The following is a 12,242-nucleotide window of genomic DNA, read 5'->3' as shown; positions in this document are numbered from 1 at the left end:
GCATAATCGGCCTTTTCTACATATTAATATGGCAATGTCTTTGGCCTGTTAATAATCAGGCATATGGATGCGCCTGCGCGGCGGCGGGCCTAATTAGTAGTTGAATTGCTCAGTCGCCAAGACCGAAGTCAAAATCGAAAACGCTGCTGATGTCGCGGTCTTCTTCTTTAAACTCAGATCCGCTGAAGCGCATATTCGCGTCGAATGACTTGTGATCCGGGTAGCTTGCGGCGAGCAAGACTAAAGCGTCATCGGCATGGCGTTGCATACCCAGATACCTGTAAAGCTCTACCATTAAGGATAATGCTTCCGGTATAACCGGCGTATCAGGATAGTTTTCAACGACATATTGAGCGCGGGCCACCGCTGCGACATAGGCTTGGCGGCGAATGTAGTAGCGTGCGACGTGCATTTCATATTGGGCCAGACGGTCTTTTATCGCCAGCATGCGCTTTTCCGCGTCAGCCGCGTAGGGGCTGTCTGGAAAGTTAGTGACTAGCGTAGAGAAATCTCTGAAAGCTTCTTTTGCACGCCCTGGGTCACGGGAATTAATGTCGATTGGGAGAAACCTTGGCCCTAACCCCAAATCTGCATAATAGGCGGCCAGCCCTTTAATGTAGTAGGCATAGTCCACATGTGGGCTATCAGGATGGAGACGAATAAAGCGCTCCGCCGCTGACTCGGCCCGTTCCGGATTCAAAGAATTATAATGCGCATAAATTAAATCCAGTTGCGCTTGTTCCGCATAACGTCCAAATGGATGGTAAGTCTCCAAATCCTCCAGATGTCGCGCCGCCTCCAAAAAGTTACCTGAGTCCAGTGCGGATTTGGCCTTGTCGTAGTATTCCTTTTCACTCAACACTTGTGGCGGGGCGGAGGCGCATGCCGTCAGAAGAGCAAAGGTCAGCATGGCAAAAAGGGCGCGAATACGATGCATATTTGAATTAAACTTCACTAGTTTCATAGGATAGAGCAGTCTTGCGCAGCAAGGCTTTCGTGAATATTGGCGCGCCATTATTCCACAACCATAGTTTTGACAACACCCCACAGCCGACGGATTTAATTTATGAGTCATCGCATACAACAGTCATTGATTGTTCCCGCAGAGCTTGGCGAGCAGCGGTTGGATATGGCTGCAAGCGAGCTAATGCCCGAATACTCAAGGTCCAGGATACAAAACTGGATTAAGCAGGGAGCCCTGCGCGTCAATGGAAAGCAGGTTAAACCTAAAGAAAAGGTAATCGAGGGCGACCAGGTTGAGCTGGATGTCGAATTGGAAGCGCAAGGCGATTGGGAGGCGCAGCCAATTGCGTTGGATGTGGTTTTCGAAGACGAGCATCTTCTGGTCATAAACAAACAGGCGGACTTTGTTGTTCATCCTGCTGCAGGACACAGTGATGGAACCGTGGTTAACGCAGTATTACATCACTGTCCCGCATTGGCGGAATTACCCCGAGCGGGCATAGTGCATCGGCTGGACAAGGACACGACGGGGTTGATGGTCATCGCGAAAACACTGGTGGCGCATAGTTCCCTTGTAGAGCAGTTGCAGGCAAGAGAAATGGGAAGAGAGTATGAAGCTGTCGTATACGGCGAGTTAACTGGCGGAGGGAGGGTCGATGCTGCGATTGGCAGGCGCCCGCAGAGTCGCCAGAAGATGGCCGTGACCCGTGGAGGAAAAGAAGCGGTGACCCATTACAGGTTGATAAAACGATGGCGGGGCTTTACGCATTTGAGATTGAAGCTGGAAACTGGGCGAACGCATCAAATTCGAGTGCATATGGCGCATATTAATCACTCTATCTTAGGTGATCCGTTATATGGGAGTCGCCCACGCCTTCCGAAGGGACTGTCGTCGGAAACCATCGAATATCTGCGCTCTTTTGGCAGACAGGCCTTGCATGCAAAAGCGCTTGAGCTGTCGCACCCAACAACCGGCGAGATGCTGAGTTGGGAAGTGGACTTGCCTGAGGACATGAAAAACATGCTAAACCGCTTGGACAAGGAAGAAGAGGACGCTTCATAGATGGAGGGCGATAGACTGCAGTTGATTCAGCCAGATTGGCCTGCCCCCCCTAATATCCGAGCGCTGGCTACGACGCGGCGGGGTGGAGTCAGTCGACGGGAGTTCTCCAGCATGAATCTTGGCGGCCATGTTGGAGACGATACAGATGCTGTCAAAACTAACAGGCGTCTTCTTGCTGAGGAGGTTAGCCTGCCTGTTGATCGCTTCCATTGGTTAGAACAGGTGCACGGCGTTGAAGTGGCTGTGTTGAATGGCGTAAGGCCTTCCCAGCCCCATACTGCTGATGCAGTGTTTACTACCCGGTCGCAGCAGGCATGTTGCATCCTGACAGCTGACTGTCTTCCCGTTCTATTCGCTGCAGCAGATGGCTCCTCTGTGGCTGCGGCTCACGCGGGGTGGCGGGGACTGGCCGCCGGTGTATTGGAAAATGCAGCAAAGTGTTTTAATGAACGGAAAGATGTACTGGTCTGGCTTGGACCTGCGATCAGCCAGGTGGCTTTCGAAGTCGGCCAGGAGGTGAAGGATACTTTTGTAGCGCAAGACCCTGAGTCTGCCGCCTGCTTTATTCCATCCCTTCCTCACGTCGATAAATGGCGTGCGGACTTATACGCTCTGGCCCGGATTAGACTGCACAGGCTTGGAATTACTCGAATCTTTGGAGGCGACTATTGCACCTATACGGATTCAGACAGTTTTTTTTCTTATCGTAGAGATGGCGTAACGGGACGTATGGCCTCGGTTATCTGGCTCGACTCTTCTCCATAGGGCATTGAGGCTTGAGGTAGGTCAATATCCCTCTCACTTTCCTTCTCTTCTTGGCGCATAGCCTTGAAGCTTTCGGCGCGTGGCCCCACATTTTCGGTAATTGAAGCTGCGTCTCAGTGGGCGCGGGTAACATCGGAATTTCGGGGTAATGCAGATGCGATTTGATAAGTTCACCAGCCGTCTCCAGATGGCGATATCAGAAGCCCAGTCGCTTGCCTTGGGCAAAGATCACAACTTCATAGAGCCAGTTCACTTATTCCAATCTCTATTAAGTCAATCTGGAGGTTCTACAGCGCCACTGTTACAGCAGGCAGGCGTTGACGTAACTCGTTTTAAATCCATGTTGGCGCAAGAACTGGGTAAGCTGCCGCAGGTCCAGGGTTCTGATGCGGATGTTCATTTATCCAATGATTTGGGGCGCCTGCTGAACCTTGCAGACAAACTGGCGCAAAAGCGCAGCGATCAGTTTATCTCCAGCGAACTGCTACTTTTAGCGGCTATGGATGACAGAGGTGTCGTGGGGCGCTTGCTGAAAGAATGCGGCGCCGATAAACAAAGACTGGAAAGGGCGATAGAGACTATGCGTGGGGGTGAAAGAGTACAAGATCAGGGAGCGGAAGAGAGTCGACAAGCGCTGGATCGCTTCACCATCGACCTTACCGCTCGCGCGACGGAAGGCAAACTGGACCCTGTTATAGGTAGAGACGATGAAATTCGTAGAACGATTCAGGTACTGCAGCGTCGCCGTAAAAATAACCCTGTACTGATTGGTGAGCCTGGCGTGGGTAAGACTGCGATTGTAGAAGGGCTTGCACAGCGTATTGTGAACGGTGAGGTTCCTGAGGGGCTGAAAAATAAGCGTGTACTGGCCTTGGATATGGGGGCCCTGATTGCTGGGGCGAAGTTCCGCGGTGAATTCGAAGAACGCCTGAAAGGCGTACTCAATGAGCTGGGGAAGCAAGAGGGACAGATCATCTTATTTATCGATGAGCTCCACACGATGGTTGGCGCAGGGAAGGCGGAGGGCGCCATGGATGCGGGCAATATGTTAAAGCCTGCATTAGCTCGTGGGGAGCTGCATTGCGTTGGGGCTACGACATTGGACGAATACAGGGAGTTTATCGAAAAAGATGCGGCCTTGGAGCGTCGTTTCCAGAAGGTGTTGGTGGACGAGCCAAATGTTGAGGATACCATTGCGATATTGCGGGGTTTAAAAGAGCGCTACGAGGTTCATCATGGCGTTGAAATCACAGACAGCGCCATCATCGCAGCGGCGAAGTTATCACATCGCTACATCACGGATAGGCAGTTGCCGGACAAAGCCATAGATTTGGTCGATGAAGCCGCCAGTCAAATTCGCATGGAAATCGATTCAAAGCCCGAGCCGTTGGACCGGCTGGAGAGACGTCTGATTCAGTTGAAGATGCAGCGTGAAGCACTGAAAAAAGAAAAAGATGCGGCATCAAAAAAGAGTGTGGATGAACTGAACACACAAATTGACGAGATGGAAAAAGAATTCGCGGACCTTGAAGAGGTGTGGAGTTCTGAAAAGGCGGCGTTACAAGGTACGCAGCAAATTAAAAGCCAGCTGGAGCAGGCCCGAGTAGATTTGGAAAATGCTCGTCGTCAGGGAGATCTGACTAGGATGTCGGAGCTTCAGTATGGGCGTATTCCTGAGCTGGAGAAGCAGCTGGATATGGCGAGTCAGGCGGAAATGCTGGAAATGCGTTTATTGCGCAATAAGGTCTCCGAAGAAGAAATTGCTGAGATTGTTTCTAAGTGGACCGGCATTCCTGTCGCCAAGATGCTGGAGGGCGAACGCGAAAAGCTGTTGCGTATGGAAGAGGCATTGCATCAACGTGTTATCGGGCAAGACGAAGCTGTAGTGGCTGTCGCAAATGCCGTACGCCGTTCGAGGGCTGGCCTGAGCGACCCCAATCGCCCCAACGGTTCATTTCTGTTTTTAGGGCCGACCGGGGTGGGGAAAACGGAATTGTGTAAATCCCTGGCGAGCTTCCTGTTTGATACGGAAGAAGCGATGGTGCGAATCGACATGTCTGAGTTTATGGAGAAGCACTCCGTCGCTCGACTGATTGGCGCGCCTCCGGGATATGTAGGCTATGAAGAGGGCGGTTATTTGACCGAAGCGGTCAGACGAAAACCCTATTCTGTCCTTCTCTTGGATGAAGTGGAAAAGGCGCACCCGGATGTATTCAACATACTGCTACAGGTGCTTGAAGATGGACGCCTGACGGACGGGCAAGGGCGTACTGTGGATTTTCGCAATACCGTTATCGTCATGACTTCGAACTTAGGGTCTGACCTGATTCAGGCGATGGGCGGGCAGGATGAGAATTATGATGAAATTAAAGACGCTGTACTGGAAGTCGTTGGGAGACATTTCCGCCCTGAGTTTATTAACCGAATCGACGAAGTGGTCGTTTTCCATCCTTTAACAGCTGAACAGATTCACGGTATCGCATTGATTCAGTTGGATATCCTGAATCGCCGTTTGCAAGAGCAGGACCTCAAAGTCGAATTGAGCGCCGAAGCTATGTCGACACTGGCGGAAGTTGGCTTCGATCCGATATATGGCGCCCGCCCACTGAAGCGGGCGATACAGCAGCGAGTCGAGAACCCGCTGGCTCAATCCATCCTTAATGGCGAGTTCCAGCGCGGGGATACGATTGAGGCTGAAGTGACAGGTGGGAAGCTGGTATTTAGCAGAAAGTAGGTCTGAACCCCTGCAGGGTAGAGGAGGGCTATTGCCCTCCGCACTCTTGATCAATTTGTGCTTGAGTATCCTTGCGCCTTTGCAGGATCTCCTCGGGCGTCATAAAGCGCTCGCTTCCGTCAGTTTGTTTTTCACGTATACGCGCGTTGTTCATTAAAGTTTGTAGGTTAGACTTTAATGCTTCGCACCTCTCTTTTTGTTTGGCTTCTGCTGTTGCGTTTTCTTGTAATTGCTGGGCCCGGATTTTCTCTAGTTCTTGTTGCTCGTCTAGTTGTTGGGTCTGCTCCTGTAAGTCACGCCCATCTTTTGTCTGCGAGCCGGTCTGTACGTTGATTTCAGTACTGGACTTAAAATCAGGCTTTTTGTCAGAGTAGTGGATAACGCCATTCTCATCAGTCCACTTATATACGCCACTGGCGAAGGACAGAGAACTGATACTTAACAGAAAAAAGGAAAGGATGGCTGTACGCATAAAATAAGAGGTCTCCAAGCCACTGAAATTCATAAACAACAGAGAATACATAATACCGGAAAGATAGATGAAAGCGCAGCCTTGGTAAAGCTGCGAAGGCCGTGAAATGCGCATTTTCTATTGACAGAGACGGACGGGATGTCAGAATTGTCGATTGCTCGAACATCGGCGCAGCTTTTACGGCAAAACCAGCGAGGCTACGACCGATTATGACCACACGATATCTGCAGACCACAGACTCCTAACACCAGGAGCAGTCTTTGAGTAAATGCCCAACAGGCATGTGTGAGCAAGTCAAGAGATAACCTCTCGCGATAAACAGCTAGTGTGGCGGCGTCCACCATATGTATCCTTTTGGGTCTATATTTGAGTGGAAGTTATTAGCAACCAGCCCTAATTCGCGCTGACGCATTCTGCGCGTATTAAGAGAGGAAGACGTGACGGCAGAAATGTTATCTGGCGCAGATATGATCGTGCGCTTTCTGCAAGACGAGGGTATCGAATACATATACGGATATCCCGGCGGCGCGGTGCTTCATATATATGATGCGCTGTTTCGTCAAAACAAAGTAAAACATATCCTGGTGAGACATGAGCAAGCCGCCGCGCACATGGCGGATGGCTACGCGCGGGCTACAGGTAAACCAGGCGTTGTATTGGTGACCTCAGGCCCTGGCGCCACCAACACTGTGACTGGCATTGCGACCGCCTACATGGACTCAATCCCCATGGTCGTGCTGTGTGGGCAGGTCCCCTCCACTCTGATTGGTGAAGACGCGTTTCAGGAAACTGACATGATGGGCGTCTCTCGTCCTGTTGTGAAGCATAACCTGAGCGTCAGAGATCCCAGTGAAATCCCAGTCGTATTGAAAAAAGCCTTTTATCTGGCTTCCACAGGTCGCCCCGGTCCGGTCGTAGTTGATATTCCCAAGGATATGACTACGCCTAATGAACGGTATGAGTACGTCTATCCCAAAAAAGTGAAGATGCGATCATATAGTCCGCCAACCCGGGGACATGCCGGGCAGATAAGAAAAGCGGTGGATATGATGATGACGGCCAAGCGCCCAATCATATACGCCGGCGGAGGTATTGTTCTAGGGCATGCATCCAAAGAGCTGGTTGAACTATCGCATCAGCTTAACTTCCCGGTTACAACTACGTTGATGGGAATTGGCGGCTTTCCCGCCGATGACAAACATAATCTTGGCTGGCTGGGTATGCATGGCAGCTATGAGTCTAATATGGCCATGCATCATAGTGACCTGATTGTCGCCGTTGGCGCGCGATTTGATGACCGCGTCACCAATGCGACGGAAAAGTTCTGCCCAGGAGCCAAAATCATCCATGTAGATATTGATCCTGCTTCGATTTCTAAAACAGTACAGGTGGATGTTCCCATTGTCGGTCCGGCTGCTTCCGTGCTGCGCGATATGATTGCGTTTGTAAAAGAGGATAACTCACGTCCTGACAAGGAAGCATTGTCCTCATGGTGGAAACAGATTGAGGAGTGGCGCGCTTATCACGGCGGTCGATACCGTACAGACGACAGCGAAATGATCAAGCCGCAACAAGTCATTGAGGTGCTCTGCAAGGTTACTGAGGGCAACGCTTTCGTCACAACCGATGTTGGCCAGCACCAGATGTTTACCGCGCAGTATTACCGCTTTAATAAACCCAATCGCTGGATTAATTCTGGCGGTCTGGGAACCATGGGGTTCGGTTTGCCTGCGGCAATGGGCGTCAAGCTGAGCTTTCCTGACGAAGAGGTTGTATGCGTGACGGGTGAGGGCAGTATTCAAATGAATATTCAAGAGCTCTCAACATGTAAGCAGTTCAATCTTCCGATAAAGATTATCAACCTGAACAATCGCTCTTTGGGAATGGTGCGTCAGTGGCAGGATATGAACTATGAGGCGCGCCACTCACAGTCTTATATGGAATCTTTGCCGGACTTCATGGCGCTAGCTGAAGCCTATGGGCACGTTGGGATCACCATTCGCAAGCCTGAGGAGTTAGAGGAAGGCTTAAGAAAAGCCTTTGCGATGAAAGACCGTCTGGTGTTTGTCGATATATATGTTGACCCTCATGAGCATGTTTATCCCATGCAAGTGGCGCGCGGCTCAATGAAAGACATGTGGCTTAGCAAAACGGAGAGGGTGTAAACGGCATGCGTCGAATTATATCAATGCTACTGGAGAATGAGCCTGGCGCATTGTCTCGAGTAGTTGGACTGTTCTCGCAGCGGAATTACAACATTGAAACGTTGACCGTGGCGCCAACGGAAGATGCGACACTTTCAAGGCTGACTGTTACGACAATTGGCTCAGACCGAGTTATTGAGCAAATTACCAAACAGCTCAACAAGCTGGTGGAAGTCGTAAAAGTGGTTGATCTGACGGAAGGCGCGCATATCGAACGCGAGCTGATGTTGATAAAGCTTAAAGCCAGTGGAGCCCTGAGAGCCGAAATAAAGAGAACGGCAGACATTTTCAGGGGCCAGATTGTTGACGTGACTAGTACGGTCTACACAGTTCAGTTAACCGGCGATAGCGATAAATTAGATGCTTTTATCCAGGCGATTGGGAAAAGCAGCGTGTTAGAAGTTGTGCGCAGCGGAGTTTCCGGCATTGCGCGCGGCGAAAAAACATTATCAGTTTAACGAGTAAGGGCGCGAGCGCGCACAGAAATAGGTGAATAAAATGCAAGTTTATTACGATAAAGATTGTGACCTTTCCATCATTCAAGGCAAGAAAGTTGCGGTTATTGGTTATGGCTCGCAAGGTCATGCTCACGCAAATAACTTGAAGGATTCCGGTGTTGACGTATGTGTAGGTCTGCGCAAGGACTCTGGCTCTTGGGCCAAGGCTGAAAACGCAGGGCTTGCAGTCAAGGAAGTGGCGGATGCGGTTGCTGACGCAGATGTCGTGATGATCCTCACTCCAGACGAGTTTCAGGCGAAACTATACAAGTCTGAAATCGAGCCGAATCTCAAGAATGGGGCAACGCTGGCGTTCGCTCATGGTTTCAGCATTCATTACAATCAGGTTGTCCCACGTGCAGATCTGGACGTCATCATGATCGCCCCTAAAGCGCCAGGGCATACCGTTCGCTCAGAGTTCGTAAAAGGTGGCGGCATTCCCGACCTGATCGCTATTTTCCAAGATGCTTCTGGTTCAGCGAAAGACTTGGCTCTTTCCTATGCCAGCGGTGTTGGTGGCGGTCGTACCGGTATCATCGAAACTACCTTTAAGGATGAAACCGAAACTGACCTGTTTGGTGAGCAAGCTGTGTTGTGCGGTGGCGCCGTAGAACTGGTGAAAGCCGGTTTCGAAACGCTGGTGGAAGCTGGTTACGCGCCTGAGATGGCGTACTTTGAGTGTCTGCATGAGTTGAAGCTTATTGTCGACCTGATGTACGAAGGCGGTATCGCCAACATGAACTACTCCATTTCCAACAACGCGGAATATGGTGAGTATGTCACTGGCCCTGAGGTCATCAATGACCAGTCTAGAGCAGCCATGCGCAATGCGTTGAAGCGCATTCAGGATGGAGAGTACGCCAAAATGTTCATTGCGGAAGGCGCTCATAACTACCCATCAATGACAGCTTATCGTCGTAATAACGCAGCTCACCCGATCGAACAAGTTGGTGAAAAACTGCGTAGCATGATGCCTTGGATCGCCTCCAATAAAATCGTAGATAAGTCCAAAAACTAATCGGCGATAATGCTATAGACCTGAAAGCGCGGCGTAAGCCGCGTTTTTTTTGGACTGGTTGTCTAATCCTGCTCTCATGTATAGTTGTTTGCTCTATTGGAAATTATTGAGTGATATATGACCTCTTCAAACTCTAAAAAAGAAGTCGAGCTTGCTGACATCAAGGCTGATGCTTCCCGCAAAAAAGATGAAACGGTTGCTGGTGCGGAAGTCGTTGAAGAAGAAGTTGTCGGTGGGGCCAAGGTGCGGCGGAGAGGGGTATACCTGTTACCCAATCTTTTTACTACAGGATCCTTATTTTCAGGCTTTTACGCCATTGTCGCCGCAATGCATGGAAACTTTGAGAATGCCGCTATTGCGATATTCATTTGTATGATTCTTGATGGTCTGGATGGGCGAGTGGCGCGCCTGACTAACACGCAAAGCGCGTTTGGCGCCGAATACGACAGTTTGGCCGATATGGTGGCCTTTGGTGTGGCTCCTGCGTTAGTGGCCTTCACTTGGACATTGTCTGACCTTGGAAAGATTGGCTGGGTCGCTGCTTTTATATATGTGGCCGGCGCAGCGTTACGATTGGCCAGATTTAATACTCAAATAGGGTCGGTGGATAAAAAGTATTTTGTTGGTTTGCCCAGCCCCTCTGCCGCGGCAGTCGTTGCAGGAACGGTTTGGACGCTGCACACATTAGAGCACTCCATTTGGCTGTCGTACGGCGCAGTGCTGATTGTCGCTGGCGCAGGTGTGCTGATGGTCAGCAACATTCTGTTTTATAGCTTTAAGGAGTTCGACCTTAAGGGACGGGTGCCTTTTGTCGCCATACTGGTCGTTGTATTGATCTACGCAGTTATTGCCACAGCTCCTGCGCAAGTGCTATTGGGTGGCTTTTTGCTGTACACCGTTTCTGGTCCGTTCCAGGCGCTGCAGCGCTGGAGAAAAAAGAAACGGCAGGCTAATTGAATTTTTTCTGCCCCCTGCGGTCTAACCTTGGTGTGAATTAATAATTCAGTTGTTACACCTTGTTGGAAGGACCGCTTCAATGCTCATCAAAACCTCTTCAGACATTCCCTCATCAGAGATAACCGACGAAAAAGTCTACCTGTCGCGCCGTAGTTTTATGAGGAGCGTGGCGGTTGCGGCAGTATCAAGCTCCGCTGCTGGGTCACTAATTGGTTGTACGAGTTCTGCGAGTGCGGCGGTTACTCCTTCAAGGCAAGCATGGGAAAAGTTGGTGGCTCCCCAGTTTCAAAATATTAAAGTTGGCTCTTTCAGTACAACTGAAGAGCAAACTCCCTACGAAGACATTCTTCGTTATAACAACTTTTATGAGTTTGGTACTGATAAAACTGATCCGTCCAGCTATGCAGACCAGTTGGATATTCAGCCATGGTCTATCAAAGTGGATGGCGAATGCGGGAAGCCTGGAAGCTATCAACTTGAAGACCTTCTCAAAGAAAATCAGCTGGAAGAGCGTGTGTATCGTCTCCGCTGTGTTGAGGCATGGTCGATGGTGATTCCTTGGGTGGGAATACCCATGGCGACTATTCTGAAAAAGTTTGAGCCTAACTCTAATGCGAAGTATGTCGCTTTTGAGACGGTGGTCAGACCAGAGCAAATGCCGGGGCAACGCTCACTATTCAGCAGCATTGAGTGGCCCTATAGAGAGGGGTTGAGAATTGACGAGGCTATGCATCCTCTTACTCTGGCGGCAGTTGGTCTATACGGCAAAATACTACCAAATCAAAACGGCGCCCCGATACGGTTGGTGATTCCATGGAAGTATGGTTTTAAAAGTATTAAGTCGATAGTTGGGATTAAGTTTATGAGAGAGGAGCCATATACAACATGGAGTGCTTTAGCTCCTAATGAGTATGGTTTTTACGCCAACGTAAACCCCAATGTAGACCACCCCCGCTGGAGCCAGAAATCTGAGCGGCGTTTACCTGGAGGACTCTTCGGTCCAAAACGCATAGACACCTTAATGTTCAATGGCTATGCGGATGAGGTTGCGAGTCTTTATGCGGGCTTGGACCTAAGGAAGAATTACTAATATGGCGGCAGATAAGTGGGGCATTGCCCGTTGGTGGGGAATATTTTTACTGTCTCTAGGGCCTCTGGCGTATTTGATTTATCGGGTCGTTTCTCGAGACTTAGGACCGGATCCAGGTGAAGCGATTACGCGTTTTTCGGGTCTTTGGGCTTTGAACTTCCTGTTGATAACGCTCGCGGTCACTCCAGTAAATCAATGGCTAAAGCTGCGTTGGCTGGTTCGCTACAGGAGAATGCTGGGGCTCTATTCCTGGTTCTATGCGACATTGCACTTTGCTGCGGGCTTTTTGCTGGTGCTGGACATTCAAAACTTTGCCCAAGAAATAACTCAGCGTCCTTATATAACTGTAGGCTTTGTGGCTTTTGTGATTTTGGTGATGCTTGCTGCGACATCTCCTAAATTCATGGTCCGTAAATTAGGAAGAAACTGGAAGAAGTTACACAAGCTGGTTTATCTAAGTGGCGTTCTCGCGATTGTGC

The 12,242-nt window shown here is 50.1% G+C and carries 11 protein-coding genes (1 of these 11 only partly in view); 9 read left to right on the top strand and 2 right to left on the bottom strand.

Going from position 1 to position 12,242, the window contains the following annotated elements:
* Positions 1-109: 109 nt before the first annotated feature.
* Positions 110-1,015, bottom strand: coding sequence for an outer membrane protein assembly factor BamD (locus AC2IBB_RS29225; RefSeq protein WP_486330186.1), 906 nt, complete (start codon positions 1,013-1,015; stop codon positions 110-112).
* 51 nt (positions 1,016-1,066) lie between these two features.
* On the opposite strand from AC2IBB_RS29225, the gene rluD reads away from it, so the two are divergent.
* The 3 genes from rluD to clpB all read left to right on the top strand — a co-directional run bounded on the left by rluD (position 1,067) and on the right by clpB (position 5,525).
* Positions 1,067-2,026, top strand: coding sequence for a 23S rRNA pseudouridine(1911/1915/1917) synthase RluD (gene rluD / locus AC2IBB_RS29220; RefSeq protein WP_486330185.1), 960 nt, complete (start codon positions 1,067-1,069; stop codon positions 2,024-2,026).
* Complete coding sequence (pgeF, locus tag AC2IBB_RS29215) at positions 2,027-2,791, top strand: peptidoglycan editing factor PgeF (RefSeq protein ID WP_486330184.1); 765 nt, start codon at positions 2,027-2,029, stop codon at positions 2,789-2,791.
* Positions 2,792-2,945: 154 nt separating this feature from the next.
* Positions 2,946-5,525, top strand: a complete 2,580-nt coding sequence (gene clpB / locus AC2IBB_RS29210; RefSeq protein ID WP_486330183.1) for an ATP-dependent chaperone ClpB — start codon at positions 2,946-2,948, stop codon at positions 5,523-5,525.
* Between the two features lie 28 nt (positions 5,526-5,553).
* On the opposite strand, the gene AC2IBB_RS29205 is transcribed toward clpB, so the two are convergent.
* Positions 5,554-5,997 (bottom strand): DUF4124 domain-containing protein, encoded by a 444-nt coding sequence (locus AC2IBB_RS29205; RefSeq protein ID WP_486330182.1) that lies wholly within the window; start codon positions 5,995-5,997, stop codon positions 5,554-5,556.
* A gap of 449 nt (positions 5,998-6,446) precedes the next feature.
* On the opposite strand from AC2IBB_RS29205, the gene AC2IBB_RS29200 reads away from it, so the two are divergent.
* From AC2IBB_RS29200 to AC2IBB_RS29175, 6 genes are all read left to right on the top strand, one after another.
* Entirely contained in the window at positions 6,447-8,162 is a 1,716-nt protein-coding gene (locus tag AC2IBB_RS29200) for an acetolactate synthase 3 large subunit (protein ID WP_486334007.1), read from the top strand.
* 5 nt (positions 8,163-8,167) lie between these two features.
* A complete protein-coding gene (gene ilvN, locus AC2IBB_RS29195; RefSeq protein WP_011399624.1) occupies positions 8,168-8,659 on the top strand; it encodes an acetolactate synthase small subunit in 492 nt (163 codons plus the stop codon).
* Between the two features lie 40 nt (positions 8,660-8,699).
* The gene (ilvC, locus tag AC2IBB_RS29190; protein WP_486330181.1) at positions 8,700-9,716 is read left to right on the top strand and encodes a ketol-acid reductoisomerase; all 1,017 of its coding nucleotides are present in this window, start codon (positions 8,700-8,702) and stop codon (positions 9,714-9,716) included.
* 117 nt (positions 9,717-9,833) lie between these two features.
* Positions 9,834-10,673, top strand: a complete 840-nt coding sequence (gene pssA / locus AC2IBB_RS29185; protein WP_486330180.1) for a CDP-diacylglycerol--serine O-phosphatidyltransferase — start codon at positions 9,834-9,836, stop codon at positions 10,671-10,673.
* A 79-nt stretch (positions 10,674-10,752) separates the two neighbouring features.
* A complete protein-coding gene (msrP, locus tag AC2IBB_RS29180) occupies positions 10,753-11,763 on the top strand; it encodes a protein-methionine-sulfoxide reductase catalytic subunit MsrP (protein WP_486330179.1) in 1,011 nt (336 codons plus the stop codon).
* A 1-nt stretch (position 11,764) separates the two neighbouring features.
* A protein-coding gene (locus AC2IBB_RS29175) for a protein-methionine-sulfoxide reductase heme-binding subunit MsrQ (RefSeq protein WP_486330178.1) crosses the window boundary here: on the top strand, positions 11,765-12,242 show its 5' portion. The gene runs 137 nt beyond the window's last position; the window shows 478 of its 615 coding nt (coding positions 1-478); its start codon is at positions 11,765-11,767; the stop codon falls past the right edge of the window.

The sequence above is a fragment of the Hahella sp. NS-SX17 genome, assembly GCF_057367735.1.
The sequence above is the reverse complement of the archived record's forward strand: the minus strand, read 5'-3'. Positions and strand labels throughout refer to the sequence as shown.